41 protein-coding genes and 1 pseudogene are annotated in these 25,372 nt (G+C 45.9%); 41 read left to right on the top strand and 1 reads right to left on the bottom strand.

The features are described from left to right. Position 1: 1 nt before the first annotated feature. The 29 genes from CPIN_RS19170 to CPIN_RS19015 all read left to right on the top strand — a co-directional run bounded on the left by CPIN_RS19170 (position 2) and on the right by CPIN_RS19015 (position 13,744). Positions 2-610 (top strand): ERF family protein, encoded by a 609-nt coding sequence (locus CPIN_RS19170; protein WP_012791494.1) that lies wholly within the window; start codon positions 2-4, stop codon positions 608-610. A gap of 3 nt (positions 611-613) precedes the next feature. After that, complete coding sequence (locus CPIN_RS19165; protein ID WP_012791493.1) at positions 614-1,252, top strand: siphovirus Gp157 family protein; 639 nt, start codon at positions 614-616, stop codon at positions 1,250-1,252. Continuing rightward, a complete protein-coding gene (locus tag CPIN_RS19160) occupies positions 1,249-1,632 on the top strand; it encodes a DUF3268 family zinc-finger domain-containing protein (protein ID WP_012791492.1) in 384 nt (127 codons plus the stop codon). The genes CPIN_RS19165 and CPIN_RS19160 overlap by 4 nt, the downstream gene beginning before the upstream one ends. After that, on the top strand, positions 1,629-2,030 hold the full coding sequence (locus CPIN_RS19155; protein WP_012791491.1) for a hypothetical protein: 402 nt from the start codon (positions 1,629-1,631) through the stop codon (positions 2,028-2,030). The genes CPIN_RS19160 and CPIN_RS19155 overlap by 4 nt, the downstream gene beginning before the upstream one ends. A 24-nt stretch (positions 2,031-2,054) precedes the next feature. Continuing rightward, positions 2,055-2,462, top strand: coding sequence for a hypothetical protein (locus tag CPIN_RS19150; protein ID WP_012791490.1), 408 nt, complete (start codon positions 2,055-2,057; stop codon positions 2,460-2,462). Next, positions 2,462-2,902: a hypothetical protein gene (locus CPIN_RS19145; RefSeq protein ID WP_012791489.1), complete on the top strand. Its 441-nt coding sequence runs from the start codon at positions 2,462-2,464 to the stop codon at positions 2,900-2,902. The genes CPIN_RS19150 and CPIN_RS19145 overlap by 1 nt, the downstream gene beginning before the upstream one ends. 27 nt (positions 2,903-2,929) lie before the next feature. Further along, complete coding sequence (locus CPIN_RS19140; RefSeq protein ID WP_012791488.1) at positions 2,930-3,184, top strand: hypothetical protein; 255 nt, start codon at positions 2,930-2,932, stop codon at positions 3,182-3,184. A 17-nt stretch (positions 3,185-3,201) separates the two neighbouring features. Then, on the top strand, positions 3,202-3,456 hold the full coding sequence (locus CPIN_RS19135; RefSeq protein ID WP_012791487.1) for a helix-turn-helix domain-containing protein: 255 nt from the start codon (positions 3,202-3,204) through the stop codon (positions 3,454-3,456). Between the two features lie 10 nt (positions 3,457-3,466). Then, entirely contained in the window at positions 3,467-4,324 is an 858-nt protein-coding gene (locus CPIN_RS36800; RefSeq protein WP_012791486.1) for a hypothetical protein, read from the top strand. Beyond that, positions 4,293-5,048: a hypothetical protein gene (locus CPIN_RS19125; RefSeq protein WP_012791485.1), complete on the top strand. Its 756-nt coding sequence runs from the start codon at positions 4,293-4,295 to the stop codon at positions 5,046-5,048. Before CPIN_RS36800 ends, CPIN_RS19125 begins: the two co-directional genes overlap by 32 nt. Then, a complete protein-coding gene (locus tag CPIN_RS19120) occupies positions 5,045-5,308 on the top strand; it encodes a helix-turn-helix domain-containing protein (protein WP_012791484.1) in 264 nt (87 codons plus the stop codon). The genes CPIN_RS19125 and CPIN_RS19120 overlap by 4 nt, the downstream gene beginning before the upstream one ends. Then, a complete protein-coding gene (locus tag CPIN_RS19115; RefSeq protein ID WP_012791483.1) occupies positions 5,305-5,736 on the top strand; it encodes a putative endonuclease domain-containing protein in 432 nt (143 codons plus the stop codon). The genes CPIN_RS19120 and CPIN_RS19115 overlap by 4 nt, the downstream gene beginning before the upstream one ends. Positions 5,737-5,738: 2 nt before the next feature. After that, positions 5,739-6,467 carry a ParB N-terminal domain-containing protein gene (locus CPIN_RS36795; protein ID WP_012791482.1) on the top strand — a complete coding sequence of 243 codons (729 nt, stop codon included), beginning with the start codon at positions 5,739-5,741 and terminating at the stop codon, positions 6,465-6,467. 43 nt (positions 6,468-6,510) lie between these two features. Next, positions 6,511-6,864, top strand: coding sequence for a hypothetical protein (locus CPIN_RS19105; protein WP_012791481.1), 354 nt, complete (start codon positions 6,511-6,513; stop codon positions 6,862-6,864). After that, the gene (locus tag CPIN_RS19100) at positions 6,861-7,283 is read left to right on the top strand and encodes a hypothetical protein (RefSeq protein WP_012791480.1); all 423 of its coding nucleotides are present in this window, start codon (positions 6,861-6,863) and stop codon (positions 7,281-7,283) included. Before CPIN_RS19105 ends, CPIN_RS19100 begins: the two co-directional genes overlap by 4 nt. A 270-nt stretch (positions 7,284-7,553) precedes the next feature. Then, a complete protein-coding gene (locus CPIN_RS19090) occupies positions 7,554-7,832 on the top strand; it encodes a hypothetical protein (RefSeq protein WP_012791478.1) in 279 nt (92 codons plus the stop codon). A gap of 34 nt (positions 7,833-7,866) precedes the next feature. After that, positions 7,867-8,310, top strand: a complete 444-nt coding sequence (locus tag CPIN_RS39465) for a YopX family phage-derived protein (RefSeq protein WP_012791477.1) — start codon at positions 7,867-7,869, stop codon at positions 8,308-8,310. Beyond that, positions 8,307-8,492 (top strand): hypothetical protein, encoded by a 186-nt coding sequence (locus CPIN_RS19080; protein ID WP_012791476.1) that lies wholly within the window; start codon positions 8,307-8,309, stop codon positions 8,490-8,492. The genes CPIN_RS39465 and CPIN_RS19080 overlap by 4 nt, the downstream gene beginning before the upstream one ends. Then, positions 8,489-8,800: a DUF551 domain-containing protein gene (locus CPIN_RS19075; RefSeq protein ID WP_012791475.1), complete on the top strand. Its 312-nt coding sequence runs from the start codon at positions 8,489-8,491 to the stop codon at positions 8,798-8,800. Before CPIN_RS19080 ends, CPIN_RS19075 begins: the two co-directional genes overlap by 4 nt. Further along, positions 8,797-9,027: a hypothetical protein gene (locus CPIN_RS19070; RefSeq protein ID WP_012791474.1), complete on the top strand. Its 231-nt coding sequence runs from the start codon at positions 8,797-8,799 to the stop codon at positions 9,025-9,027. The genes CPIN_RS19075 and CPIN_RS19070 overlap by 4 nt, the downstream gene beginning before the upstream one ends. A gap of 11 nt (positions 9,028-9,038) precedes the next feature. Continuing rightward, the gene (locus CPIN_RS39460) at positions 9,039-9,167 is read left to right on the top strand and encodes a hypothetical protein (protein ID WP_012791473.1); all 129 of its coding nucleotides are present in this window, start codon (positions 9,039-9,041) and stop codon (positions 9,165-9,167) included. A 38-nt stretch (positions 9,168-9,205) separates the two neighbouring features. Next, entirely contained in the window at positions 9,206-9,397 is a 192-nt protein-coding gene (locus CPIN_RS19065; RefSeq protein ID WP_012791472.1) for a hypothetical protein, read from the top strand. Between the two features lie 286 nt (positions 9,398-9,683). Beyond that, positions 9,684-9,908 carry a hypothetical protein gene (locus CPIN_RS19060; RefSeq protein ID WP_012791471.1) on the top strand — a complete coding sequence of 75 codons (225 nt, stop codon included), beginning with the start codon at positions 9,684-9,686 and terminating at the stop codon, positions 9,906-9,908. After that, complete coding sequence (locus CPIN_RS19055; RefSeq protein WP_012791470.1) at positions 9,901-10,161, top strand: hypothetical protein; 261 nt, start codon at positions 9,901-9,903, stop codon at positions 10,159-10,161. The genes CPIN_RS19060 and CPIN_RS19055 overlap by 8 nt, the downstream gene beginning before the upstream one ends. Next, positions 10,158-10,826, top strand: a complete 669-nt coding sequence (locus tag CPIN_RS19050) for a hypothetical protein (RefSeq protein WP_012791469.1) — start codon at positions 10,158-10,160, stop codon at positions 10,824-10,826. Before CPIN_RS19055 ends, CPIN_RS19050 begins: the two co-directional genes overlap by 4 nt. Positions 10,827-11,238: 412 nt before the next feature. Next, positions 11,239-11,517 (top strand): hypothetical protein, encoded by a 279-nt coding sequence (locus tag CPIN_RS19040; RefSeq protein WP_012791467.1) that lies wholly within the window; start codon positions 11,239-11,241, stop codon positions 11,515-11,517. Between the two features lie 700 nt (positions 11,518-12,217). Continuing rightward, positions 12,218-12,868: a hypothetical protein gene (locus CPIN_RS19030; protein WP_012791466.1), complete on the top strand. Its 651-nt coding sequence runs from the start codon at positions 12,218-12,220 to the stop codon at positions 12,866-12,868. A 35-nt stretch (positions 12,869-12,903) separates the two neighbouring features. Then, the gene (locus CPIN_RS19025) at positions 12,904-13,161 is read left to right on the top strand and encodes a hypothetical protein (RefSeq protein WP_012791465.1); all 258 of its coding nucleotides are present in this window, start codon (positions 12,904-12,906) and stop codon (positions 13,159-13,161) included. Between the two features lie 307 nt (positions 13,162-13,468). Further along, a complete protein-coding gene (locus tag CPIN_RS19015; protein WP_012791463.1) occupies positions 13,469-13,744 on the top strand; it encodes a helix-turn-helix domain-containing protein in 276 nt (91 codons plus the stop codon). On the opposite strand, the gene CPIN_RS19010 is transcribed toward CPIN_RS19015, so the two are convergent. Beyond that, positions 13,725-14,894, bottom strand: a complete 1,170-nt coding sequence (locus tag CPIN_RS19010) for a tyrosine-type recombinase/integrase (protein WP_052306837.1) — start codon at positions 14,892-14,894, stop codon at positions 13,725-13,727. The genes CPIN_RS19015 and CPIN_RS19010 overlap by 20 nt on opposite strands. Before the next feature lie 162 nt (positions 14,895-15,056). Here CPIN_RS19010 and CPIN_RS39455 point away from each other — a divergent pair. The 12 genes and pseudogenes from CPIN_RS39455 to nuoK all read left to right on the top strand — a co-directional run. Then, a pseudogene (locus tag CPIN_RS39455) lies at positions 15,057-15,158 on the top strand (CBS domain-containing protein); the annotation flags it as partial. A 57-nt stretch (positions 15,159-15,215) separates the two neighbouring features. Further along, positions 15,216-15,419, top strand: coding sequence for a CBS domain-containing protein (locus tag CPIN_RS39355; protein WP_245552013.1), 204 nt, complete (start codon positions 15,216-15,218; stop codon positions 15,417-15,419). A gap of 130 nt (positions 15,420-15,549) precedes the next feature. After that, positions 15,550-15,996: an NADH-quinone oxidoreductase subunit A gene (locus tag CPIN_RS19000; RefSeq protein ID WP_012791460.1), complete on the top strand. Its 447-nt coding sequence runs from the start codon at positions 15,550-15,552 to the stop codon at positions 15,994-15,996. Continuing rightward, entirely contained in the window at positions 15,968-16,606 is a 639-nt protein-coding gene (locus tag CPIN_RS18995) for an NADH-quinone oxidoreductase subunit B (RefSeq protein ID WP_012791459.1), read from the top strand. The genes CPIN_RS19000 and CPIN_RS18995 overlap by 29 nt, the downstream gene beginning before the upstream one ends. Positions 16,607-16,804: 198 nt before the next feature. After that, a complete protein-coding gene (gene nuoC / locus CPIN_RS18990) occupies positions 16,805-18,556 on the top strand; it encodes an NADH-quinone oxidoreductase subunit C/D (RefSeq protein ID WP_336469985.1) in 1,752 nt (583 codons plus the stop codon). A gap of 15 nt (positions 18,557-18,571) precedes the next feature. Continuing rightward, entirely contained in the window at positions 18,572-19,036 is a 465-nt protein-coding gene (nuoE, locus tag CPIN_RS18985; RefSeq protein WP_012791457.1) for an NADH-quinone oxidoreductase subunit NuoE, read from the top strand. After that, on the top strand, positions 19,033-20,313 hold the full coding sequence (gene nuoF / locus CPIN_RS18980) for an NADH-quinone oxidoreductase subunit NuoF (protein WP_012791456.1): 1,281 nt from the start codon (positions 19,033-19,035) through the stop codon (positions 20,311-20,313). Before nuoE ends, nuoF begins: the two co-directional genes overlap by 4 nt. 11 nt (positions 20,314-20,324) lie before the next feature. Continuing rightward, complete coding sequence (gene nuoG / locus CPIN_RS18975; RefSeq protein ID WP_012791455.1) at positions 20,325-23,024, top strand: NADH-quinone oxidoreductase subunit NuoG; 2,700 nt, start codon at positions 20,325-20,327, stop codon at positions 23,022-23,024. Positions 23,025-23,030: 6 nt separating this feature from the next. Beyond that, the gene (gene nuoH / locus CPIN_RS18970; RefSeq protein WP_012791454.1) at positions 23,031-23,987 is read left to right on the top strand and encodes an NADH-quinone oxidoreductase subunit NuoH; all 957 of its coding nucleotides are present in this window, start codon (positions 23,031-23,033) and stop codon (positions 23,985-23,987) included. Between the two features lie 25 nt (positions 23,988-24,012). After that, positions 24,013-24,528: an NADH-quinone oxidoreductase subunit NuoI gene (gene nuoI / locus CPIN_RS18965; protein ID WP_012791453.1), complete on the top strand. Its 516-nt coding sequence runs from the start codon at positions 24,013-24,015 to the stop codon at positions 24,526-24,528. Between the two features lie 12 nt (positions 24,529-24,540). Then, positions 24,541-25,059, top strand: coding sequence for an NADH-quinone oxidoreductase subunit J (gene nuoJ, locus CPIN_RS18960; protein WP_012791452.1), 519 nt, complete (start codon positions 24,541-24,543; stop codon positions 25,057-25,059). Positions 25,060-25,062: 3 nt separating this feature from the next. Then, the gene (gene nuoK, locus CPIN_RS18955) at positions 25,063-25,371 is read left to right on the top strand and encodes an NADH-quinone oxidoreductase subunit NuoK (RefSeq protein ID WP_012791451.1); all 309 of its coding nucleotides are present in this window, start codon (positions 25,063-25,065) and stop codon (positions 25,369-25,371) included. The last annotated feature ends 1 nt before the right edge of the window (position 25,372 follow it).

Raw genomic sequence — 25,372 nt, 5'->3', positions numbered from 1 at the left:
CATGGAAAAGCAAGTACTTATTCATAAAAAAATGCTTGAGATTCTCAAAAGCATATCTCCGATTGGTAAAGACCGTACCAACCCGCAGCAGAATTACAAGTTCAGGGGTATTGATGACATATACAATGAGCTACACTCACACTTTTCAGATAACGGTGTGTTCATTCTTCCTGAAGTGATCGATATGACCAGAGAAGAACGCCCGAGTAAGAATGGCGGTCTGCTGATATGGACACTGGTTAAAGTCAGGTTTACGTTCACTGCTGAGGACGGAAGCAATATTCAGGGTACAATGCCAGGTGAAGCAATGGATAGTGGCGATAAAGGCCTGAATAAGGCAATGTCAGCAGCACTCAAGTACACCCTCATGCAGATGTTCCTGATTCCAACTGAAGAGAAGAAGGACTCTGAAGAAGAAACACCCGAAGTTAAAGACCCTAACCTATTGATGAAAGAAGAGTGTCTTGATCTTATCAACAAAGCTACTGAGATCAACGATTTGTCTACTATCAAGCAGATGTATAAAGAGTTGATCAACAAAGACAAGCAGGTATATGCTGCTATCACCTCCAAATTCAAGAAACTCGCACCATCAACCCAAAACAGTTAAATCATGACGTCAAGTAAAGACCTTTTCGAACTGGAACAGCAGGGTATAACATCTACCCCTGCCAAGCAGACTAGAAAGTCGCTGTTCAATATAAGACAGGAACACCTGTCACTCCTTACAGAAATAGAGGATAATGAGGGTGAACTTACTGAAGAGATTCTCGCCAAGCTCCAGCTTTCCCAGGAGGACTTCCAGTCTAAAGTAATCAGCTACGGCTTCGTGATCAAGAAGCTGGACGCGGAATCGGATGTAATTGCGGCAGAGATTAAACGCTTGCAGTCGCTTAAATCAAAGGCCGACAAACGTGCCGACCTGTTTCGTAAAATAATTGACGAGGGTATGAAGCAATTCGGATACGATAAGGTTGAAAGCGAATTGCTCAAGATCTCGTACCATAAGTCATCACCTGTGGAACTCCTGGAAAACTTCTCTGACAATATCCTACAGTACGTAAAGGTAAACTTCAATATTAATCCTGAACTGGCTGATAAAGCTGCCGAAGCAGGTATTACGGAGGATGTATTGTCCGTCTTCAATGTCATACCATCCGCCAGCAAAGAAAGGATAAAAGATCAATTGAAGGCTGGTATTAAAATCCCTGGTGCTTCTATTGAAGAAAAGAAAAGCCTGCAAATCCGATGAAACGAGTGTCAGATCCGGTGCTCAGTGGGCAAAAGTGTCCTTATTGTGGCCGAAAAACAGTATACGTTGACAGTGCAGAGATATATGCTTTATCCTACGGGATGATCTACCTCTGCCGACCATGCAACGCTTACTGTGGAGTACATAAGGGCACCGATATCGCCCTTGGTAGGGTGGCAAATGCTACGCTGAGGAACCTGAAAAAAGAAGCTCACTCACATTTCGATCAGCTTTGGAAGCAAAAAGGGATGACCAGGAAAAACGCGTACAAGTGGCTTTCTTCATCCATGGATATCCCGAAAGATCTTACCCACATCGGTATGTTTGACGAAGAGCAGTGCAGAAAAGTAATTAATCTCTGTAAAACAAAGGTTTTATGACAGTCCAGACAGCTCAATTAGAAGGTATTCTCACCACCATTGAGGGTACCAAGTACGAGAACTACAACAACATACCTGTTCTCAATGACTACATCTTCACTCTCACCGGATGGTTGGCATTCGCTGGGCAGCAGATGGCATACGCAAAGAAGAACCTCAACAAGGAGAAAGCCAGGGCATACGAGACGTTTGTTTTCAGCAAGGCTGCATCCGGATTGAAAATTACCCCGTCATTAGCCAAGGAGTATGCCGCGGTCAAGTGTGAACAGGAAGAGTACGAGTATGACCTGGCGGAACGGTGTACCCGGACTATTGTCCACACGATTGATGCTGTCCGGACTGTCATATCCGCCTTGAAGGAGGAAATGAGGACCGTGAACTTCCAGCAGAATATTTAATCAACCACCTGAAAAAATTGAGGTATGAATTATAAACCATTCGATCCTGAAAGGGCAAAACAGGGCGATCCTGTTATTCTCCAGGAATACCCGAATGATACCAGTAGCTACTTGGCAACCTTAATACGAGAACCAGATTCTGATCCAAAGGTTCATGTAATCAAAATGACAGAGCCAAGCGGGCACCAGTACATCATATTGGTTACAGATCGTGGGGTTGCATACGGCGAGAACGGCAGAAATTTTCATAAGGCTATAGTCATGGCACCAAAGAAGGTCACTTATTACTTTGTCAGCTGTCAAAACGAATGGGGCAGGTATGCTTCTCAAATGTCAACAGTTGAAGCAGACGCTGATAATATCGCTCGTGAATGGGCGAAAGAACCCAGGATGTTGGGAATACAAAAACACACAATCGAAATCGAGGAGTAATGGAAGAACAGAAGTACTACACGCCGGAATTTGAGGACATTAGAATAGGAATGGACTGTGAACTATTTGACGTATTTAAGAAATCCTGGATTCTATACGAAGGCATTATCAGTGTCACTATCATTACCTCAATTCTTCAAAAGGGTAAATTGACAAAACACGTCCGCGTTCCCTACCTCACCAAGGAGCAGATAGAGGCGGAAGGATGGGTATTAAAGCAGCCAGGCACGCAGTCATATTTCAGAATCGTCAACGACGGTACATTTTTACACCTCTACATAAAGAACGACATGTCTATTGTCATAGTACGTGAAGATCAGACACCTGAATCATATAATGGTGCGATATCTGAATGGGATAGCACAAAGAACGATGTGTATCAGGGCACCTGCCGATGCGTCAACGACTTGCGCCTGATCTCGAAACTCCTGGGCATCTAATTACACCACCTTTAATAACAGTGAACAATGAACAGCATTATCGGCCAGACATTTACCTACCAAGTAAGAGGTAAATCAGTCGAAAGGAAGGTCATTGACCTTATCACCAGGAAAGGAGTAGCAATCTACCATCTCCTAGATCCGGTCACCAAAAAGCACCACGAAGCGATCGTTTCCGTCTTCAACCACATTTTCAAACCTCATGCCCGCCGCAAGCTCGGAAAGAAGTGGGGCAAAGGCACCAAGGGAAAGATCGGCAGCAAGCAGCAGCTAATTGATTAACAACAAAATTCCGTCCGATGAAAAAGAACCGTATTCACCCAGCCAACAAAAAATCGATAGCCAGTCAACGGGATAAGATCCTGAAATGGCTACTCAAAGGGAAGACCATTACGACCCTAAAAGCTATTACCCAGTTCGGATGCACCAGGCTTTCCGCCCGCATATCCGAGATCAGGGATATGGGTCACGTGATAGTGACAAAATGGGTTAAGACCCGTAACAAGCAGGTAGTCAAGGAGTATTCATTAATTCAGTATCAGCCGGAGGCGTAAACGATAAGACATGGCCAGGATAAGAACTATAAAACCAGACTTTTTTAAGAATGAGGAGTTAGCTGAGCTTCCGGCCATGGTTAGATTACTCTTCATCGGTTTGTGGACATTGGCAGACAGAGAGGGAAGAATGCATGATCGCCCCAAGAGGATAAAGGCAGAAATCTTTCCTTACGACAACGTGAACATTGAAAACGATCTGGCACGGCTTCAAAGTGCAGGCTTCATTGAAAGATATGAAGTTGGCGAAATGAAAGTGATTCAGGTGAACAATTTCACGAAACACCAGAGGATTACCGGCTCCGAAGCGCTTTCCCATAGCGAATTTCCAGCCCCTCAGACCGCCGCTCAAGAGAGCGAGAAACAGGGAGGAAACACTGAGGAAACATTTGGAAACACCGAGGAAACGCCTAGGACGACAGGAAAGGAAAGGAAAGGAAAGGAAGGGAAGGGAGTGTATCGCGCGCAAGAAATTCCAGAAAGAGAGGCTGATGAACTTAAAGACCAAAGCGAAGCTAATGCCCCCCCGGTTCCGCCGCCCCCCCCGCCGCGCCAAAACAAAGGACCGTGTATCGAAGCGGTATTGGAATTCTTCCGCCGCGCCGGTGGCACCGAAGAGATGGCTCACGGGTTTTGGAACAAATGGGAAAGCGTAAACTGGATGAATGGCATGTCTCCAATAGCGCAATGGCCACCCTTGGCTAATAATTACATCGCCAGTTGGCATCGTAACGACGAACAAAAAGCTAAGTCTCATGGATCAGGAAGAAAGCAAACAGTTACGGGAAGCATCGAAGCAATTGACGCCGCTACTGCTGACATCATCAGAGATTTGGATGAAGCAGCACGCCTCCAGCGATCGGATTAAGGACCTGCCGGCCCAGTCTCTTGTGTCCCAGGTGAGTAATGCGCTCAAAGAGATCTGTCTTACTACTGGATTGAAAGTGGATGAAGGGACGGCAACAGAGTTTTCCAAGATGTTCAACAAGTTCCTTTTGGCTCACTACAGTATGCTCACCCCCGGAGAGGTTTCCCTGGCTTTCACTCTTAACGCAGCTAATGAGTTACCGGAAAAGATCGAACTATATGGCCAAAATTTGACGATCGAGCACGCAGGCAAGGTATTATATCAGTACATGCAAAAGAGGAAGAAATTGGCCAGTAAGATTAACGAACAGCGTATTTCGATGGAAGAGCCACAACCCACACAGGAGGAAATTGATATGAACGACAGGGAATTTGCAAACGAATATTACCGAAAGTTCCTGAATAAGGAGTTCTCAAGCGCGTCACTGGAATATGCATGGATGGTGTATGATGTTCTGGATAAGTTCAATCTTGTACCATTGAGCCCCGATGACAAGAAGGCCATCTTTCAGGAAGCACAGGCAAAGCGTGACAGTGAGCTGGGCGCACCAGCAATAGATCGAGAGGAGAAGAAAAATAAGCTGAATATGATTGACGCCTACCTCAACGACCAGGTACCGGTTCAGGAACAAAATCTTGTTAAATCATACGCCAAGCGCATTGCTCTATTGAGGTTGTTTGACCAGTGGAAGCAGGCGGGGAAGCATAAAATCTTCAATGTATGAGTGTTAATATAACCTTTGGCGACAACCTTACCTACCTGCGCCATCTAAGAGGAATAAGCGTACAGGATATGGCTGATATGTTCTGTGTGCACAAAGCAACTTTCCGGTACTGGGAAAGAGGCAGAAGTTCTCCAGGATATGAAACGCTTGTAAAATTATCTGAATACTTCCAGGTGAGCGTCGACAACCTGCTAAAAGTAAGGATCAGAGATAATGCGAAAGCGGCTATTCAATTGGGTTATCAACCACTTGATTCATGAAACGAACCAACTTCACCGTCCAGCAGCTGAAGTCCAGCAAAGCAGCATCGCTGAACATGCAAGTTATTGATGACCTGGAGAAGCCGCATAAAAACCGTAAGAAGCGGGTACCGAGCACGCCGTGTCACCAGGTATTGTGGATGGGCGGTCAGTTGGCGGCATGGGCTCTGGAAACTGGGATCATGGTAGAACGTGAATGGCGATTCCACCCCGTTAGAAAGTGGCGGTTTGATTTTGCTCTGCCGGACAAGAAAATCGGAATTGAGTATGATGGTCTGGTAAGTGCCAAAAGTAGACACACAACCCTAGAAGGTTTTACAGGTGATACAGATAAGCTGAACGCCGCCCAAGCTTTAGGGTGGAGGGTGCTAAGATTCACGGTAAAAAACTACAAAACAGTGATTATAGAACTTGAAAAGAACATTTAACAATGAAAACAATTACAACCAAAGTACTCAAGACCTCAGATTACACTCAGTTTAAAAAAATACTGGGGAATAGAAAGGTGGATTTGAATCATGTAAAACGACTCAAGGAGTCTATATCTGAAGAGGATCTGATGATTCCCATTGTTGTAAATGAGAAAAATGAAGTAATTGATGGCCAACACCGCCTGCAGGCCCGACAAGAACTTCAGCTACCTGTTTACTACATAGTCGTTGATGGGCTGGGCATCACGCAGACGCAAAAGGCCAATATGACAAATAAGACCTGGACGCTGGACGACTTCCTCAACACTTATGTGGAAATGAATTATCATCACTATAAAGTATATAAACAATTCAAGGATCGCTGGCAGTTGAGTAACAGTGAGTGTATCGCTTTGTTGTCTGGAAAACTTTACAACGGTAATGGGGACAGCCAGAAAGACTTCCAGAAGGGGACATTTGGCGTTAAGGATTTAGAATGGGCAAATGATGTGGCAATGAAGATATACCAAATTGAACCATATTACTCCGGGTTCAAACGCCGATCATTCATCTTCGCATTTATCCATGCACTCTCAACAGAAGGTTTTGAGTTTGACAAGTTCATACAAAAGCTCACATATCAATCATCAAAGATGGTTAATTGTACCAGTAAGTCCCAATACATGCGTTTGATAGAAGACATATACAATTACAACCAGCCACAGGAAAAACGTATCAGGTTCAATTAATAACAGTGATCAAAGAGCTGGATAAGCTCGTAAACAGTGAACAATGAGCGACTACCTGAACTACCGACAGCAGCTAAAGCTATCCGGCAAGCAACCTAAAGAGAAGAAGCGGGTAAAGATCCAGCAGTACAGTAAGAAGCGGCAGCGGGCGAACCGGGAGTACTTCCCGAAAAGCCGGTTGTTCTGGGAGGGTAAACAGTGCGTGATCAGAGCACCCGGGTGTACGGGCGCCGCACAGTGTGTAAACCATCGGAAAGGGAAGTCTTCGATTGATCTCCTGCTGGATGAACGGTACTGGGAACCTGCCTGCTTCCACTGTAACAACTACATCGAGGATCATCACCAGTGGGGAGCAGACAGGGGACATAAACTATCACGTAACAAAAAAGAACAATGAAACTATCAGAGCAAGTAATCACTCTCGAACAGGCAGAAAAGCTGTTCGAATTAGGGATCGAACAGAAAAGCGTCTTCTATCATGTACATAACGGCGCCGGTTGGCAAATAATACCTAATGGATACTTCACAGTAGATCCGGAAGGTGGAGAAAGCTTCTCCGCTTTTACAGTCGCTGAACTTGGGGAGATGCTACCATTCGACATGCCAGATGGTGCACATTATGCTTGGTACCACAGGTACTGCTGGAAGGGACATTCAGTAGGATATAGCGAGGTTGGTGGTAAGAATCATCTTGAAGCTGGTTGGCACCCAACCGAAGTAGCAGCAAGGGCAGATTTATTAATCAGGCTTTTAGAAGCCAGTAAGTTGATCCCAGAAAATTTATTGACCAATAAACCGGACAAAAATGTGCAATAACTGCCAATACAAAGGGATAAACATCACCGTCCCTACTAACCTAGCTGCCGAGAACGAGGAGCTTCTCAAGCAGGTTTCCGCACTCACGCAGGCGCTGGAAACGCAGAACCGGGGCAACCATCCATACATACAATTCCTGAAAGAAGAGAATGACAGGTACAGCGAAATGGTAGACGAGGCTCGCAAGGAAAGGAACTTTATGTTTTGGATAATGATGGCCCTATTGATTGGTTTCAGCTCCTTTATATTATATATTTCAAAGCCTACACCATGAACCGTGAACCAGGGTACTACTGGGTGAAGCTGCAGCCCAACGACAAGGAAATGCATGTGGCAAAGTGGACCGGCAAATACTGGCTGCTACATGGTGAGACCTTCACTATCAGCGATCGGTCATTCCATGAGATCAATCCTCGCCGCCTGACAACTGAGGCTTCAGTTAAAAGAGCATTCAGCGCCCATTTGGATAGCAGCATTGATATTGGTGCATTACAGGTCGCCATAGTAGCTGCCGCAGTATCAATCTGCATATACTTCATATTCAGTTAAACGCCTCCGGCGGCGATATGCCGGGCAAAGAACAGTGAAAAACAGAGAGATTAAGTTTCGCGCATTTGTTCAGGAGTTAGGAGGAATAATTAACTCAGAATCAGAAGACGTCAGTTTTGAGTTCTCCTGTAACGGGTTCCTTCTTAGAACACGTGATGTCAGATTTGTAGATCGTGGCGGGCACTACACAGACGAAATCTATGAATGGAACGAAAGACCCACTGCCGTCCTTATGCAATACACTGGTATTAAAGATAAGAACGGTGTTGAGATATACGAAGGCGACATCCTTCAATCCGAAAAGGGACACTCTGGTAAGGTAGTATGGATTGCCGCCACGGCATCGTTCGCAGTGGAATGTTCTGATGGTATGTGGGCATTGAATGAAGGCGATATATCACGCGATCCCCAGTTGACATATACGTTTGTAGTCGGAAATATCTACGAACACTCTCACCTTTTAAATCAAAAACAATGAGCAAAGAAGAATTAGCGGATAAAACCCGCGTAGCAAGACAGAATCTACTCAAGGAGTTAAAAGACATCAATATTGACCCTTCTGTAGACAACATGGATGATGAAGACGCCATTACATGCAGCCCCAATGAATGCCTCATTATGATCGAAGCGCTGGAAGAACTCTTAAACAAACAGGTATGACTCAGACAGCACACGATATGGCAGTCCAGTACTGCTCTACCCTTTCAGACGAAACAGCGACAAAGGCGATAGGCGATGCGTTCGTTGCCGGGTTTCAAGCAGCTCAGCCGAAGTGGATACCGGTAACAGAGCAACTCCCCGAAGAATTAGTTCCGTTTTTAGCACTAATCCCTGAAGAAGATAACGAGGTAGCGATTTGTCTTTATGAAAAAAGAGAAGGATTCTATCTGAGCTATGAGTCTGAGTTTACTCCAACAGTTGAGTTTTGGTGCCCTATTCCTGAATCACTCCTAAACTTCAAGCCATGAAGCAATATAAGAACGACAAACCAAAGAAGGGAGAAGAGCTCATTCCCGTAGTCATTTTTGAGTTTCACGATATGCCTGACTTCTGGTTACACAAGGGCCAGTACGAACTGGAAGGAAAGTTCAGAGGCATATTAAAATACTTGGGTATATCCATCAGGGATGTAAAAAAGGTTCACCATCTATTAAAACACGCCTCTGCATTCCCTGATAAGGAATGGGAGGGTTAAACCAACCGGCCATGAAACGCTTCTGGTTCTTCGTTCACAACGCCATAGCCCATCCGCTGCTTTGCTTCTCTAACAGACGCGCATCCTGGATAGGCAGGTTCCATGACTGGACCGGCGAAAAAATGGGGATGCCGCATTAATCACCTGTAAAACAACCGGCGGGTATACGCAAAACATTATGTACACAGAAGAACAAATACAGGAGTGGAAGTCCAAGGCTGAAAAATGGGATCAGCTGGACAAGAAGATAGAATCCTGTTATGGGAAGGAAAATGAAGATGGCGAATGGGAACCGTTTGAAGACGAAGATGAAGGGTGCGACTTAGGCTATATCGGTGAATTAGCGGCACGTGCCTTTGGATATCTTTAACCTTAAACCAACCGGGCGCGGTACGCGGTAGTATGAAGGTATCATTCATCTTCGCTTGGTACGACCTATGGGTTGGCTTCTTCTGGGATAGACAAAGGAAGTGGCTGTACATTCTTCCCTTACCCTGTGTAGGGATCATTATTAAATTCAAAAAATACTACTGGACATGAGCAATCAATCAAATCCAAACATTTGCCCGACATGTGGTAATCAATCCACCTGGAATGGTTTATCCTGTTCAAGTACAATCTGTCAAGTGTCAACTTCTGTCCCTAAACCACCGACAATGCCTGAACAGAAAATGACATACCAGGAAAGAAAAATGAAATTGGCATTCAACTTTGATGATATGGAGAATGCAGATGAATATGACGCGGCAGCATTTACAATTGAAAAGCAGGTCGAAGCGATCAGGGAGTTTGCTAAATCCGAAGGATTTCATTTAGAACCAATAGAAATATGGCTGCTGGAACACGGATACATTGACCCTAAAACGGCAACACATGAATAAGCACGAAGCGCTCGTAAGAGAGATCGCTGAAGAGATGGCAACAGAGCATCATCCGCAGGGACCTGTCACAAAATATGTAATGGATACAGTTTATTTCCCTGCTGCACGCATAGCCGTTAAGCGAATGCATGAGCAGTTTATGCAATGTTGGCAATTAAATAATCCCTATGCTCACGATTTAGAAGAAGGGGAGCACTATGCTATTGAACGCGGTCTTATCCCCGATCCGGCGCAGGAGGGCCAACAGCTATGATACGTGAGTTTAATGTATTGGTGGCTTGCGAAGAATCACAAGAGGTAACTAAAGCATTCAGAAAATTAGGTATCAAAGCTTTCAGTTGTGATATTTTACCCTGTTCGGGCGGCCATCCGGAATGGCACATAGTTGAGGATATCACAGTTGTATTATCTTCTTTCAGATTTTATACTCAATCAAAGGAAGAAGTATTTATAAATAAGTGGGATGCTATTATAGCGTTTCCTCCATGCACTGACCTAGCAGTAAGCGGTGCTAGATGGTTTAAAGAGAAGAGAGCAGACGGCAGGCAGCAGCGGTCTGTTGACTTCTTTATGATGTTTGCTGATCATCCTTGTGAAATGATTGCAATAGAAAATCCGATCGGCATCATGTCTAAGTTATATCGTAAGCCTGATCAAATAATCCAGCCTTGGCAGTTCGGACATGAAGAAACTAAAGCAACGTGTCTTTGGTTAAAGGGGCTTCCGGATTTGCAGCCTACTAATATTGTAGACGGAAGGGAGCAACGGATATGGAAATTACCTCCTACCGAAGACAGGGCTATGTTAAGGAGTAAGACATATCTAGGTATTGCTCAGGCAATGGCGTATCAATGGGGTAAATTCATGAACGAAACGCGGATACCAGAGCCGCAGGAGGGCAAGGAAGATGAACAATAAAGGATATAACCATAAAAAGGGAGTAGGTCAAGTCGTTCGTGTGACAACACGGAAAGGCCATTATATAGGGACTGTTGATCGGACTATAGAAAACCCTCCATTTCATACGAATATTCTGGTCACTCTTCCATGTGGATATACAGAGCGCTTCTTCATTCCCGGCCTATCGGACAGAGAATATTTGCGCAGAGCGCGTTACCTTAAAAAGCATTCATAATGCCAAAGAAAGGACATATAGCAAAGCATGAGTGGGGGTATACCGTATCACCGATATCTACCCCGAAATACAGATGCTGCCACTGTGAATGTAGTAAGATTGAAGACGGGGCGACAGGTAGGATATTATTCATGGATAAGGCGGATAATATGTTAGTAGAAGAACCCAAATGCATAACCAGACAAACCACAGAAGATGGCCAAACAGGATGACTATTTAGAAAGCAAGCACCCAGGAAGGCTCCGTATTGGTGATTTGTCAGAAGGCGATATCCTAATTATTGAGGGCATTGCGTATCGCAGAACAGACTGGTTTTCCTGTGAGTCAAGCGACGGAGAACCGTACTGGTTGTTATGGGATAAGGAAGGTAACAGCAAACGGTTTTATGCGCCACAACCACATATAGAACCATTTGCGGATAATGTCTACATATTAAATAATACTGAAGATGGAGCAGACAATAAACCAGCATGAGTGGAAAGGAAAAGGGTCATGGAAGAAGTGCCCCCATTGTTGGTGTAAAAAACTTTCATTTGGAAGGGGTATGAAGCCAGAATACTTCCCTGTAAATGGTTCCGTAACCAAAGTTTCACCACCATGTATAAACAGAACACTTGATAATAAAAAAGCCCCGGATTGACCGGGGCAAATATCTACTAATCAGAGTCAGGGAGTTCTGGACAGGAAATAATATGTGGCACCTGTAGCAGAGGAATACCATTTCCACGGCCATCTTACAACGTATTCTGAAGAATTGAAAGGTTGAATACGGATTCTAGCATAATACACGCCTTCAGTACTTGGAGCTGTATCCCAATTTACTATACGACAGGCTTGGTCTTGTACATCACCGTAGGTGTAGTAAGGCGCTGGACAACCAGTAGAATCGGCCGAGTTATAACCGATCCAAAACCACCAGGTGTTAAAGTTTTTAGGGTAAACGGTTTCACCTCGCCAGCGGGGCGTGTACGGTTCTGTCTGAGCCTTTGCAGCTGCAAAAGAGATTACGCTAAGAAGCGCAAACAAGAATAATTTTTTCACTGTTCTGTTGTTTGGATTATAAATGGTGGGGTTGCGGGCAAAGGTAGACTGCAAGAAGCACCGAAAAAACCGGAAAATTCCCCTTTTTCAGAACATTCAGAAAGTATAATATCTATAAAAACGTTTTAGTTGTATGAATAAGAAACCAATATTATTTAGCGCTCCGATGGTACAGGCAATACTAGAAGGAAGAAAGACCGTGACCAGGAGAATAATTAAGCCAAGGACGCCAGAAGATATTACGCGTCTCATGTATATGGAAGAAGGAATACGACCAGAAGAAATGAAGGAAGAGCATATCAGGTGCTCTTGCCCATATGGCAGGATTGGTGATATTCTCTGGGTGCGGGAGTCTTTCAATAAGACGCCGGACTTCGGATATGCATATAATGCCTCTCAAACTAATATGGGCGAAGAGGTGCGACAGGAATACCTAAAAGCTGGTCAAAAGTGGGCGAAATGGAAGCCTTCAATACACATGCCATACGATGCCTGCCGTTTGTTTCTGAAGATCACTGACATCCGGGTAGAACGCCTGCAGGATATTACTGAGGATCAGGCGAAGGCAGAAGGCATTGAACCACTGCTTATGTCAGGCGCGCAAAAGGCAGAGTGTGGTCAATTATACAGAGACTATACAAAGAAGCCTGGCTTATTTAATGAGGGGCTGCGGCCAATAGAATCATTCCGTTCATTATGGATATCCATCAATGGCGAGGATAACTATAATGCCAACCCCTTCGTCTGGGCTGTATCATTTGAGAGAACAGAAAAACCACAATAAACCCGCCGCCGGTCGGCTACCGGCACAGTGAACATATGAAAGCATCAGAAGCAAGACAACTAGTAACTAAAGCAAGTCAGGAACTTGAAGCCAGTGACCAAGTTCAGTATCAGGCGATCATGTCTGATATTGAGAAAGAAATAAAGAAAAATCTCGCATACGAGATGTGGCACTACAAAACCATTTCTCCAAGTTTGGACAGGCGACTCAAAGCAGATGGATATTCTGTGACCAATCATTCAGACCAAAGAGATGGGACTATGTATAAAATCAGCTGGAAAAGAGAGCTTTAGGCAACAGGCTTTATATAATAACACAAGGCGCCCGGCTAACCACCGGGCCTAAATACAGTGAACAATGGGTCAGCTTATTAAACTGGGAGTCAGAACGAAAAATTGCCGACACAAGAACGTTGAGCTGGACTTAGACCTTAGACATGTCATATGCCAAACATGCGGCGCCAATGTAGATCCTTTCGAGTGGATAGTAAGCGTCGCTATTGAGGAAGACATCTTGGAGGCCAGGATATCCAGGCTTAAACAAGAGCTTGACGGGCTAACCAAACGTAAATACAATCCCAACAAACCAAAGCAGTGAACAATGCAAAAGATAGAAATCATAGGGCTCACTATACCCGATTTGGAAAGGCTACTTGATGAATCTGTTGAAAGGGTCATAGCCAAACATGCTCAGCAACAACAAATCCCTTCTGAATATGAAGAGTTAACCTTGGAACAGGCGGCAGCTGAGCTACATTGCCATAAGTCCACTTTGCGCCGAAAAATGCTGGAGGCAGGTATAAAGGGTAGTAAGTTGGGAAAGGAGATTACGTTACAGCGAAAAGATTTGAAAAGACTCAAGCGGCAGGCCCATTAAAGTATGGGCTGGCCGCCAATTCCTCCGCGTTCTGTTCTTTATCTATCCTTATATAACGGAAAAACGCAGCTTCTGTCCTATGTCCCGTTATTTTCATAATTGATTTTACTGGAAAACCTGCCTTATACATATTTGTAGCAAATGACCTTCTAGCTGTATGAGGAGAAACTAACTGCCACTTCTCATAATATTCGGCGATACGATTACCTCCTTTAGTAATTGTAATTAGATGCTTGCTATTTATTCCCGCCATTTTACACAAGTCATTCAGATGATAAGAAAGACCTTCTGCAGTAGTGTATACAGGAAGGTTACCATCACCATATTTATCTAAGATTTTTCTTGCCATCCAGTGAAGTGGTATAATTACCTTTTCACTGGTCTTTGTAGTCAAAACCTCAATAAGGTTACCTCGCCTATGGTAGTCATTAATTCTGCTCAAATCTCCTACACGAAGCGCTACCCAACAACCAAACACAAAAACATCCCTTGCTTTCTCCAATGACCCCGTTAATTCAAGGCTATACAGTGAAAGTATTTCTGAATCAGACAGGGCTATAGTATCACTTTCCTCTCCAGAATATGAAAAGTCTTTATCAAGTGCTATTTTGTTATTATGTTTAATCCCGTGTGTCCTTACGAAAAACGCCTTTAAATCTTTGATGACACAGGCAATACTATTTTTACTTTGCCCTAACGTCACCATCCATCCGATAAAATGTTTAACTCCATTCATATTTAGAGAATATGAGATCACTTTACCAGTAGTCACCTCATAGCGTTTTAGTATTGTTTTACTATTTTCATAATGCTTGGCACTTGCCTCTCTATATCTGGTGCCGTCCTTTTTTAATATGACTCCCGACCGTATATCAGAGACAAACTGATCCCAGTCAGCCCACAAGTCATATGTTGATCTCACTTTTTTATTAAGCGCGTAGTCTAAATGTTCAGACAGCTCAGATCTAAGAATCGGTTTTTCCAGTATCTTGCATTGAGCAACATACTTTGCCACTACAGACTCAATCTTGTTTTTGATAAGCATGTCTGATTTAGCAGCAGAATCTGCTTTAATACCGAGTGGATATCTGAGCCTGGCGTCCTCGCAGTAGTAGGAAAGGTATAGATAATTGTTAGCCTTTATAAACATGGAATATATATGTCTATTTGTATGTCCAAATATACTAATCGACGCTAAATAATACTAATCGAAATGATAAAAACTAAATGCTCCAATCCTATATATCAGCGGTAAAATTATTTGGATTCAATCATAGTTAATTTCGTAACTTAGTATCATATCACCTGCACTGTGTACGAAGCTTTGGAAGTTCTTGAAGAAAAAAATCTTGGCGCACTCGTAGTTGTGGACGAAAGTGAAAAATTGATTGGCATATTCACTGAACGGGATTACGCACGCAAAGTCGTCCTGAAGGGTCGGTCCTCAAAGGAAACTTATGTAAGGGACATCATGACGGATAGTCCGGTATTTGTTTCTCCTGACACTGACATTGAATATTGCATGCAATTGATGACGAATAAGTTCATCCGCCATCTCCCCGTTATTGAAAACAATGAACTGACCGGCATTATCTCCATCGGTGACATCGTGAAGCATGTCATCAGCAACAAAGACTTCATCATTCAACACCTGGAACATTACATCGTAAGCTAAGCACGTTACGAAAACAACTCATTTCTGCGCTATTAAGGTCAATTGGTTTTATTAAGATTGGAAAATCATCTTTCTTTTCAATTAAAAGACAGAATACGCTTGTATTCATCTTCAGGGAAAATTTTATGTTATGGGAAACGAATCAGTCAGTGTTCCCTTATGGCCCCTGTTGCTATATGCCTGCCTGGTAGTCGTATTGCTCGCCGCCATTCTGACGTTGTCTTATATATTGGGACAGCATCACAATGACCATGCGACCAACCGGCCCTATGAAGGTGGTATAGAACAAACAGGAAGCGCCCGCATCCGCTTCTCCGCACAATTTTATCTCGTCGCCATGCTCTTCGTCATCTTCGACGTAGAAGCCGTGTTCATTATGTTATGGGCACTCGGCTTCTATGAACTCGGATGGCCCGGTTATATCGGCGCCGCCATATTTATTGGTCAACTGGTAGTCGTCCTGATCTATGAATGGGGTATCGGTGCGCTGAACATCGGCGCTGATGCTAAAAAGATCTTAAAATTCCACAAACAAAAACAAGAAAAGAATGAAATGGTGGTTAAGCAAACCGGGTGATCAGTCCGGACATCTTTCAGGCAATGGCAGCATGGAAGAAGCGGTCAGCAGAAGTATCATGCTGACAACCGTACAAGACCTGCTGGCATGGGGGCGTAAAAACTCCATGTGGCCTTTTCACTTCGGACTGAGTTGCTGTTTCGTGGAAATGGCCACCAGTATCACCAGTAAATACGACGTCGCCAGATTTGGTGCAGAAGTAATACGTGGTACACCCCGCGAGGCAGACGTAATGGTCATCGCAGGTACCGTGTTTATTAAAATGGTCCCTATCATCAAACGCCTGCACGAACAGATGATGGAACCCCGTTGGGTCATTTCCATGGGTAGCTGTGCCAACAGCGGAGGCATGTATGATATTTACAGCGTTGTGCAGGGCGTCGATAAATTCCTGCCAGTGGATGTATATGTACCTGGGTGTCCGCCAAGACCCGATGCATTTATGCAGGGACTCGTACTACTTGGTAATTCAGTAGGAAAAGAAGCCCGGCCGCTTAGCTGGGTGATCGGAGAACAAGGCGTGATCAAACCTGCACAACCTTCCATGAAAGAACAGAAAAGGGAAGAACGTGCGAAGATGACGACGTTCAGGAGTATTGACGAGATATGAATATCATTTAAGAATTAAGAATTAGGAATTAAGAATTAGGAGTTAGGCTTAGTAAATGAGCCACATGCTAATTCTTAAATCACCAATACGATCAGCAGATTTTGACTGCAGGGAAGCATCAACCCACCATAAGGCTAACCAATTCTTAATTGTTAATTCCTAATTCCTAATTAAAAAGAAACTACCGCCACTAAACCAATAGCCCTCATGCAGACTGCCGAAAATCACATACTAACGCTTCTACACCAACGCTTCGGCCTTGATGCATTACAGCAACAAAACACGGCTGATGGCCTGCTCACCTTATGGATCGGCAAAGCCGATATTGTAAATACCGTGCAGTTCCTGCAACAAAACGCCTACCTGTCGTTATATGATCTCTGTGGTATTGACGAACGCGACAGGGCCCGCAAAGAGCAGCTCCCTGTCGCAGACTTCTCGGTAGTCTACCTGCTCTTATCATTCAAAGACAACAGCTTCATCCGACTCAAAGTGCCACTGACCGGTGAATATCCCTCCCTCCCTTCCATCACTGCTATCTTCCCAAATGCAAACTGGTACGAACGCGAAATCTACGATATGTTTGGCATCCGCTTCGAGGGCCATCCACATCTGCAACGCATACTGATGCCACAAAGCTGGCAGGGACATCCCTTACGTAAAGAACACCCCGCACGTGCTACTGAAATAGGTCCTTTCCGCCTCTGGGACGAAAAGCAGGACGCCGAACAGGAAGCCCTCCGCTTCAAACCGGAAGAATGGGGTATGCAGACGCATAATGACGATGTGGATTTTATGTTCCTGAATATCGGTCCGCAACACCCCGGTACACACGGCGTATTACGTATCATACTACAACTGGATGGTGAAGAAATTGTAGACGCGGTTCCCGAAATCGGCTTCCACCACCGGGGTGCAGAGAAAATGGGAGAACGCCAAAGCTGGCATACTTATATCCCCTATACGGATCGTATTGATTATCTCGGTGGCGTCATGAATAATCTCTCCTATCTGCTGGCCGTAGAACAGCTGGCAGGTATCACTATACCCGACCGTGCGAAAGTCATCAGGGTCATGCTCTGCGAATTGTTTCGTATCAATAGTCACCTGGTATGGTTCGGCACCTTTGCACAAGACCTGGGGCAACTATCCCCCGTCTTCTACATGTTCACAGAACGCGAAAAGATCTTTGATGTGATAGAAGCAGTATGCGGTGGCAGAATGCATCCTAACTGGTTCCGCATCGGCGGCGTTGCACAGGACCTCCCGAATGGATGGGATACACTGGTACGTGATTTTGTCAATCGCTTTCCGGCCAAACTAAAAGAATTTAACGATATGGTATTGCGCAATAGTCTGATTAAAGCGCGTACAAAAGGTATCGGCGTATATACGCTGGAAGAAGCGATCGAATGGGGTGTTACCGGTCCCGGGTTACGTGCCTGCGGCTTTGACTGGGACTTCCGCAAGAAGCGCCCCTATTCCGGTTACGAACTATTTGAATTTGATATCCCCATTGCGCAGCATGGCGATTGCTATGACAGATCTGTCGTGAGAGTAGAAGAAATGAGGCAAAGTCTGCGCATCATCGAGCAGTGTCTGAACAATATGCCTTCCGGCAATTACAAGGCAGAACATCCGCTCACCACCCCTCCTATCAAGAAACATACAATGCAGGATATTGAAACACTGATCACCCATTTTCTCAACGTCAGCTGGGGCCCGGTTATTCCGCCGGGAGAAGCCATTAGTTGTGTGGAAGCTACCAAAGGGGCTACCAGTTACTACCTGATCAGTGATGGCAATACGTCCTCCTACAGGACACGTATACGGACGCCCTCGTTCCCCCATATGCAGATGGTACCCTATATCAGCAAAGGGTATACGGTAGCCGATCTGCTGTCTATACTGGGAAGCGTGGACTATGTGCTGGCAGATATTGACAGATAGTCAAATCAAAAGCTTATGCTAAGTACTACAGAAAAGGAAGCGATCGATCATGAGATCGGACTGGTGCCTCATAAAAGAGCCACTGTCATCGAGGCATTGAAGATCGTACAACAGCATCGCGGATGGATCAGCGATGACAGCGTAGAAGAAATTGCTCACTACCTCGGTATCAGTCCGGCAGAGGTAGACAGTGTAGCCACCTTCTATAATCTCATCTTCCGCAAGCCTGTCGGAAGACACGTCATCCTGCTCTGCGACAGTATATCCTGCTACGTCATGGGATATAAAAGTCTCTATGCCGCTTTACAGCGCAAACTACAGATCAGTTTCGGACAAACATGCCCGGATAACCGTTTCACACTCTTACCCAATGCATGTCTGGGCTGCTGTGATCATGCGCCTGCGATGATGATAGATAAAGACCTCTACAGAGACATTACGATTGAACAGCTGGATGATATCCTGAAAAAATATGCATGATGACAGAACGCCCGCTTACAAGAAATATATATCCTGATCGTCCTCCGATGAATCTGAAAGAGTACGAGAAGACGGGCGGTTATGCAGCCCTCCGGAAAGTATGCAGTACGATGGATCCCGCCGCGCTACAAAAACTGGTACAGGACAGTAACCTGAAGGGGCGCGGAGGCGCCGGATTCAGTACCGGTATGAAATGGAGTCTTATTCCCATGGACGATAAAGCGACACATCCGAAATACCTGATCGCCAATGCAGATGAAATGGAGCCCGGCACCTTCAAAGACCGGCTATTACTGGAAGGTAATCCTCACCAGCTGATAGAAGGTATGATACTCGCCGCCTATGCAATCCAGGCAGACATCGCTTATGTATTCCTCCGCTGGGCTTATCATGAAGCGGCTACCCTCATTCGAAAGAGCATCCAGGAAGCTTACGACGCCGGTTATCTGGGAACAGATATACTCGGCAGTGGGTTTCACCTGGAAATGTACCTGCATACAGGTGTGGGCCGCTATATGTGCGGAGAAGAGACCGCCCTGCTCAATGCGCTGGAAGGCAAACGGGCTACGCCAAGAGCTAAACCGCCGTTCCCACAGATCAGCGGACTGTTTGGTAAACCCACCATAGTCAATAATGTCGAAACGCTGTGCTGCGTACCTCATATCGTCAATAATGGTGTAGCGTGGTTCAAGGGACTCAGCTACAGTGATGATGGCGGTACCAAAGTATATGGCGTGAGTGGTAAAGTAAAAAGACCAGGCGCCTGGGAGCTGCCCATGGGTGTGACCATGCGCGAACTGATCGAAGAACATGCCGGCGGTATGAAAGCTGGTTATGAATTGAAAGGGGTATTACCGGGCGGCGCTTCTACCGACTTCCTCACCACGCAGCACCTTGATATTAAAATGGATTATAAATCTGTCGCCGCCGCAGGCAGCCGATTAGGTACCGGTACAATGATCGTACTGGACTCCGGCACCTGTCCGGTAGGCTTCGTACATAACCTCCAGCATTTCTTTGCGCAGGAAAGCTGCGGATGGTGTACGCCCTGCCGGGAAGGACTACCCTGGGTAGAAAAGATCCTGCTGGCCCTGGAAAAAGGGGACGGCAAACCAGAAGATATCGAACTCTTACAGATGCATACACAGTTCCTGGGTCCGGGTAATACCTTCTGCGCACTGGCTCCCGGCGCCATGGAACCATTACAGAGCGCACTGAAATATTTCATGGATGATTTTGAGAAACATGTGGAGCATAAAAAATGTCCGTATAACTAAATAGCTGAACAATGCCACGCATATACATAGATAACGTTCCTTTCGAAGTAAAAGCAGGCAAAAACCTGCTGGAGGCCTGCCTGAGCCTGGGCATCGACCTTCCCTACTTCTGCTGGCATCCCGCCATGGGCAGTATCGGCGCCTGCCGGCAATGTGCTGTCAAAGTGTACAAAGACGCTGACGATACCAAAGGGCGTATCATGATGAGTTGTATGGAAAGTGTAAAAGACGACCTGCATATCTCCGTCTGTGACCCCGGCGCAAAGGCATTCCGTGCACAGGTTATAGAATGGCTGATGACCAATCACCCGCATGATTGTCCGGTATGTGATGAAGGCGGTAGTTGTCACCTGCAGGACGTCACCGTCATGACCGGCCATGACTACCGGCGCTATGAATTCAAAAAACGCACCTATACCAATCAATACCTTGGTCCGCTGATCAATCATGAGATGAACCGCTGCATACAATGCTACCGTTGTGTGCGATTCTACCGGGATTATGCCGGCGGTAAGGATCTCAACGTATTCTCCGCACATAACCACGTGTATTTCGGCAGGGAAAAGGATGGCGTACTACAAAGTCCCTTCAGCGGTAACCTTGCAGAAGTATGCCCTACCGGCGTATTTACAGATAAAACACTCAAGGAACATTATACCCGTAAATGGGACCTGACCAACGCACCGGCCATCTGTCAGCATTGTAGTCTGGGATGTAATGTCATTGCAGGAGAGCGTTACGGTCAGCTACGCAGTATCGTGAACCGTTACAACAGCGAGGTCAATGGTTATTTCCTCTGCGATAAAGGCCGCTTTGGTTATGAATTCGTCAACAGTGAAAACCGCATTACACAGACGTTGATCCGTCATCGCACAGCAGAGGCGGTAGATGAAAATACGTTAATGAACTATCTGCCCAATATCCTTATCGGTCATACGGTGATTGGTATTGGTTCTCCCAGGGCTTCTATCGAGAGTAATTACGCATTGATGGAGCTGGCCGGCAAGGAATGCTTTTACCAGGGATTGCCTGACAACCAGGTATTCCTCCAACAGAAGATCGTTGACATCCTTTCCGCAGGTACGGTTCATACCCCTTCACTAAAAGAGATCGAACAGGCGGACGCCGTATTGGTACTAGGAGAAGATATCTGGAATACGGCGCCTGTCATGGCACTGGCTGTACGCCAGTCTGTTATGAAAACAGCCGCTGCGCATGTACAGGAACAGGTACCACTCCCCGGCTGGCATGATGCAGCATTAAAAGAACTGGCACAGGAAAGCAAAGGTTTTTTGGCGAATATGTGCGTACTGCCTTCTCCTTTGGATGAAATAGCAGCCTGCCAGGTACATGGCGCCCCTGACGATATGGCCCGCCTGGGCTTCCAGATCGCGCACCTGTTGAATAACACGCTGCCGGCAGTCGACAAAGCATCTGCCCCCCTCCTGCACAATGCCACAATGATCAGTCAGCAATTGCTGCTGGCTAAACACCCTGTGATTATTGCAGGTACATCTGCCGGCAGTGAAGCACTGATCAGGGCCGCTTATGATATCGCGGCTTCCCTTCAGAACAATGAACAACGTACAGGACTTGCTTTTGTATTGCCTGAATGTAATAGTATGGGACTTGCCATGACGGGTGCTTCATCCTTTGAAAAAGCGCTGGCGATCGTAGAAAAGAACCCGGACGTTACCGCTGTCATTCTTGAAAATGACCTCTACAGGAATATTCCGGCCGACATGGCAGATACCTTTTTCAGTAAATGCCGGCAGTTGGTCGTATTGGATACGCTCCATAACCGCACCACCGAAAAGGCGGATGTATTGATACCCATAGCCACCTTCGCGGAAGGCGACGGCACTTTTATCAATAACGAGGGACGCGCACAAAGGAGCTACCAGGTATTCATGTCGCCCGATAAAGCCCTGAAAGAAGCCTTTAAATGGCTTTTTGAGATGAAGGTGATACGCAGGGCTATTTCAAATGGTCATGACGTACATCCGGACGAAATGCTGGCAGGATTGGAAAGGGCCTATCCGCTATTCAAAGGCATTGCCGATGTAGTGCCTTCACATGCGTTCCGCATACACGGATCGCGTATTCCCCGGGAATCACAACGATATAGCGGACGTACGGCCATGCAGGCCAATAAGGCCGTCAGCGAACCTAAACCGCTACAGGATGACGATTCCCCCCTGTCATTTACCATGGAAGGCTACCGGGGAATGCCGCCTGCTCCTCTGATCCCTTATTTCTGGGCGCCGGGATGGAATTCAGGGCAGGCAGTCAACAAATATCAACAGGAAACCGGCGGTGCTCTAAAAGGCGGAGATCCGGGCATCCGCTTATTCAGAGCAACAGGTGCTACACCTGCCTGGTTCCAGGATATACCGGACGCTTTTACTGCCCGGCAGGGAAAATGGTTCCTGTTACCGCAATACCAGCTGTTTGGTTCCGGCGAACTCAGTATCTACACTAAAGGCATCGCGGCACTCTCCCCTGCGCCCAAGGCACTCCTTTCTGCAAAGGACGCTGCTTTGCTGAATATGACAACAGGAGACCTGCTTTCTGTACAGACAGACAACAGAACCTACCAGTTTCCCCTGGAAACAAGCGATCATATGCAGGATGGCATCGTCATCCTCACAGCAGGATTAAAAGGCATGGAGTCTTTGAGCTGGGGCACATGGGTAAATCTTTTTAAATAATGCGACATGACAGTAATGCAACATATCTGGATCGTATTAGGCGTACTCTTCGTATTCCTGAATATAGCGGCAGGACTGATCTGGGTAGAACGGAGACTGCTTGCCATGTGGCAGGACAGATTAGGCCCTAACAGGGCCGGTCCTTTAGGTTTGATGATCGTCCTGGCAGATACCCTGAAACTGTTTTTTAAAGAGGACTGGATCCCTCCTTTTGCCGATAAATGGGTATTCATCCTGGCGCCTGCTATTGTCGTGGCCTGTGTGCTCATGAGTCTTGTGATCATCCCCTTTGCGCCGGGTATCGTGGTGGCGGATCTGAACGTCGGATTACTATTCTTCCTCGCCATGTCCTCCCTGGGTGTGTACAGCATCGTACTCGGCGGATGGGCATCCAATAATAAATATTCGCTGTTAGGCGCATTGAGAGGCGCTTCCCAGATGATCGCCTATGAGGTCTTTATGGGCCTCTCCCTCATGGGCGTGGTGATGTTAAGTCGTTCTTTTAACCTGGCGGAGATTGTTGCAGCACAGGAAAAGATATGGTTCGTCGTTTTGCAGCCAATAGGGTTTGTGATCTTTTTTATCGCCGGACTGGCAGAAACACACCGCTTACCGTTTGATATTCCGGAGTCAGAAAGTGAACTGATTGCCGGTTTCCATGCGGAGTATTCCGGGATGAAATTCGGGATGTTCTTCATTGGAGAATACCTGGGCATCACGCTGATATCAGCCATGACAGTTACCTTATTTTTCGGTGGATGGCTGGGACCTGCTTTCCTGCCGCCCGTCATCTGGTTCTTTCTGAAAACATTTGTATTCATCGGATTATTCATTCTGCTGAGAGCTTCATTGCCCCGGCCCAGGTATGATCAGTTACTGGAATACGGCTGGAAACTGCTGTTACCCCTGGTATTGGTCAATTTACTGGTAACGGGCGCTATTGCACTCTGGATGAAACATTAGCAGATAAACATAAAAACCTGTAACCATGATCAGTCATCTGCGCACCATGTGGTTAGTCTTCCTGCATCTCTTTCACAAAAGAGAAACCATTCAATACCCGGAAGAAAAAGTTGCTTTACGTCCACGCTGGCGCGGACGTATTGTCTTAACCAAAGATCCTGACGGTGGAGAACGCTGTGTAGGGTGTTATCTCTGCGCTGCTGCCTGTCCGGTGGACTGCATCGCTCTTCAGGCAACAGAAGACGAAAACGGACGCCGCTATCCGGAGTTCTTCCGTATTAATTTCTCCCGCTGCATCTTCTGCGGTTACTGTGAAGAGGCTTGTCCGACCTACGCCATTCAGCTCACACCTGATTTTGAAATGGCAGAATACAGAAGACAGGACCTTGTATACGAAAAAGAAGACCTGCTGATAGATAGTCAGGGCAAATACCCTGGTTACAACTTCTATAAAATGGCAGGACTCAGTGCGGGTGTAAAAGATAAAGGCAAAGGAGAAAATGAAGAAGCACCGGTGGATATCAAAAGCTTATTACCCTAAAAATGTATTGACATGCCGATACTATTCTATCTGTCATCAGCGGTAGCGATTATTGCCACCATGATGGTCATCACGCGTTATCATCCCATACATGCATTGCTGTATCTCGTGGTATCTTTCCTGGCTATTGCTATGGTGTTCCTTTCTCTGGGCGCACCATTCGCAGCAGCATTAGAAGTGATCGTCTATGCAGGCGCTATTATGGTGCTGTTCATTTTTGTGGTGATGATGCTGAACCTCGGAAAAGAAACCGCTGCACAGGAGAAAGATTGGCTACGCCCTGCCGTGTGGATAGGCCCGGGTATACTCACCCTGATACTGCTCATGGAAATGAGCATACTGCTGTTAGCGCCTCCGCAAAGAGACGTCGCGATGGCAGTAGTCACGCCCAGACAGGTGGCACTGTCACTTTACGGAGAATATATTATTGCGGTTGAACTGATCGGCTTTTTACTGACGACAGGCATTGTGGGCGCTGCGCATATCGGTAAACAAAAGAAGAAAAGTCTGCACAGATTCTTACAAGCATAACATATGGCACCTATCTCTGCACATACGGTCCTTATTGTTGCCGCCATCCTGTTTGTACTGGGACTCGCCGGCGTACTCACCAGGAAGAACATCATCTTTATGCTGATCTCGATAGAGATCATGTTAAATGCCGCAGGACTTGCTTTCATAGCTGCCGGATCCAGGTGGCAGCAACCCGACGGACAGATCATGTACCTGTTCATTCTGGCAATGGCAGCTGCTGAAGTCTCTGTGGCCCTGGCGATGGTCTTACAGATCCATCATCAGCATAAAACACTGGACGTGGAAGATCTGAGAGAACTAAAAGACTGAG

This window comes from Chitinophaga pinensis DSM 2588 (genome assembly GCF_000024005.1).
Lineage (GTDB): Bacteria > Bacteroidota > Bacteroidia > Chitinophagales > Chitinophagaceae > Chitinophaga > Chitinophaga pinensis.
Note: the sequence above shows the minus strand (reverse complement) of the source record. Positions and strands in the feature narration are given on the sequence as shown.

Bases quoted from the DNA above. Each gene is read 5' to 3' on its own strand.
- CPIN_RS39460 (WP_012791473.1), top strand. From the start codon at position 9,039: ATGAAACGCTTCTGGTTCTTCGTTCACAACGCCATAGCCCATCCGCTG.
- nuoG (WP_012791455.1), top strand. From the start codon at position 20,325: ATGCCACGCATATACATAGATAACGTTCCTTTCGAAGTAAAAGCAGGC.
- CPIN_RS19120 (WP_012791484.1), top strand. From the start codon at position 5,045: ATGAGTGTTAATATAACCTTTGGCGACAACCTTACCTACCTGCGCCAT.
- CPIN_RS19155 (WP_012791491.1), top strand. From the start codon at position 1,629: ATGACAGTCCAGACAGCTCAATTAGAAGGTATTCTCACCACCATTGAG.
- CPIN_RS19115 (WP_012791483.1), top strand. From the start codon at position 5,305: ATGAAACGAACCAACTTCACCGTCCAGCAGCTGAAGTCCAGCAAAGCA.
- CPIN_RS19030 (WP_012791466.1), top strand. From the start codon at position 12,218: ATGAATAAGAAACCAATATTATTTAGCGCTCCGATGGTACAGGCAATA.
- CPIN_RS19065 (WP_012791472.1), top strand. From the start codon at position 9,206: ATGTACACAGAAGAACAAATACAGGAGTGGAAGTCCAAGGCTGAAAAA.
- CPIN_RS19040 (WP_012791467.1), top strand. From the start codon at position 11,239: ATGGCCAAACAGGATGACTATTTAGAAAGCAAGCACCCAGGAAGGCTC.
- CPIN_RS36800 (WP_012791486.1), top strand. From the start codon at position 3,467: ATGGCCAGGATAAGAACTATAAAACCAGACTTTTTTAAGAATGAGGAG.
- CPIN_RS19150 (WP_012791490.1), top strand. From the start codon at position 2,055: ATGAATTATAAACCATTCGATCCTGAAAGGGCAAAACAGGGCGATCCT.
- nuoI (WP_012791453.1), top strand. From the start codon at position 24,013: ATGATCAGTCATCTGCGCACCATGTGGTTAGTCTTCCTGCATCTCTTT.
- CPIN_RS19075 (WP_012791475.1), top strand. From the start codon at position 8,489: ATGACTCAGACAGCACACGATATGGCAGTCCAGTACTGCTCTACCCTT.
- nuoE (WP_012791457.1), top strand. From the start codon at position 18,572: ATGCTAAGTACTACAGAAAAGGAAGCGATCGATCATGAGATCGGACTG.
- CPIN_RS19055 (WP_012791470.1), top strand. From the start codon at position 9,901: ATGAATAAGCACGAAGCGCTCGTAAGAGAGATCGCTGAAGAGATGGCA.
- CPIN_RS19000 (WP_012791460.1), top strand. From the start codon at position 15,550: ATGGGAAACGAATCAGTCAGTGTTCCCTTATGGCCCCTGTTGCTATAT.
- CPIN_RS19015 (WP_012791463.1), top strand. From the start codon at position 13,469: ATGCAAAAGATAGAAATCATAGGGCTCACTATACCCGATTTGGAAAGG.
- CPIN_RS19145 (WP_012791489.1), top strand. From the start codon at position 2,462: ATGGAAGAACAGAAGTACTACACGCCGGAATTTGAGGACATTAGAATA.
- CPIN_RS19025 (WP_012791465.1), top strand. From the start codon at position 12,904: ATGAAAGCATCAGAAGCAAGACAACTAGTAACTAAAGCAAGTCAGGAA.
- CPIN_RS18995 (WP_012791459.1), top strand. From the start codon at position 15,968: ATGAAATGGTGGTTAAGCAAACCGGGTGATCAGTCCGGACATCTTTCA.
- CPIN_RS39355 (WP_245552013.1), top strand. From the start codon at position 15,216: ATGACGGATAGTCCGGTATTTGTTTCTCCTGACACTGACATTGAATAT.
- nuoJ (WP_012791452.1), top strand. From the start codon at position 24,541: ATGCCGATACTATTCTATCTGTCATCAGCGGTAGCGATTATTGCCACC.
- nuoK (WP_012791451.1), top strand. From the start codon at position 25,063: ATGGCACCTATCTCTGCACATACGGTCCTTATTGTTGCCGCCATCCTG.
- CPIN_RS19010 (WP_052306837.1), bottom strand. From the start codon at position 14,894: ATGTTTATAAAGGCTAACAATTATCTATACCTTTCCTACTACTGCGAG.
- nuoH (WP_012791454.1), top strand. From the start codon at position 23,031: ATGACAGTAATGCAACATATCTGGATCGTATTAGGCGTACTCTTCGTA.
- CPIN_RS19125 (WP_012791485.1), top strand. From the start codon at position 4,293: ATGAAGCAGCACGCCTCCAGCGATCGGATTAAGGACCTGCCGGCCCAG.
- CPIN_RS19080 (WP_012791476.1), top strand. From the start codon at position 8,307: ATGAGCAAAGAAGAATTAGCGGATAAAACCCGCGTAGCAAGACAGAAT.
- CPIN_RS19105 (WP_012791481.1), top strand. From the start codon at position 6,511: ATGAGCGACTACCTGAACTACCGACAGCAGCTAAAGCTATCCGGCAAG.
- CPIN_RS19060 (WP_012791471.1), top strand. From the start codon at position 9,684: ATGCCTGAACAGAAAATGACATACCAGGAAAGAAAAATGAAATTGGCA.
- CPIN_RS19165 (WP_012791493.1), top strand. From the start codon at position 614: ATGACGTCAAGTAAAGACCTTTTCGAACTGGAACAGCAGGGTATAACA.
- CPIN_RS19135 (WP_012791487.1), top strand. From the start codon at position 3,202: ATGAAAAAGAACCGTATTCACCCAGCCAACAAAAAATCGATAGCCAGT.
- CPIN_RS19100 (WP_012791480.1), top strand. From the start codon at position 6,861: ATGAAACTATCAGAGCAAGTAATCACTCTCGAACAGGCAGAAAAGCTG.
- CPIN_RS19170 (WP_012791494.1), top strand. From the start codon at position 2: ATGGAAAAGCAAGTACTTATTCATAAAAAAATGCTTGAGATTCTCAAA.
- CPIN_RS36795 (WP_012791482.1), top strand. From the start codon at position 5,739: ATGAAAACAATTACAACCAAAGTACTCAAGACCTCAGATTACACTCAG.
- CPIN_RS19050 (WP_012791469.1), top strand. From the start codon at position 10,158: ATGATACGTGAGTTTAATGTATTGGTGGCTTGCGAAGAATCACAAGAG.
- nuoF (WP_012791456.1), top strand. From the start codon at position 19,033: ATGATGACAGAACGCCCGCTTACAAGAAATATATATCCTGATCGTCCT.
- CPIN_RS19160 (WP_012791492.1), top strand. From the start codon at position 1,249: ATGAAACGAGTGTCAGATCCGGTGCTCAGTGGGCAAAAGTGTCCTTAT.
- CPIN_RS19090 (WP_012791478.1), top strand. From the start codon at position 7,554: ATGAACCGTGAACCAGGGTACTACTGGGTGAAGCTGCAGCCCAACGAC.
- CPIN_RS19140 (WP_012791488.1), top strand. From the start codon at position 2,930: ATGAACAGCATTATCGGCCAGACATTTACCTACCAAGTAAGAGGTAAA.
- CPIN_RS19070 (WP_012791474.1), top strand. From the start codon at position 8,797: ATGAAGCAATATAAGAACGACAAACCAAAGAAGGGAGAAGAGCTCATT.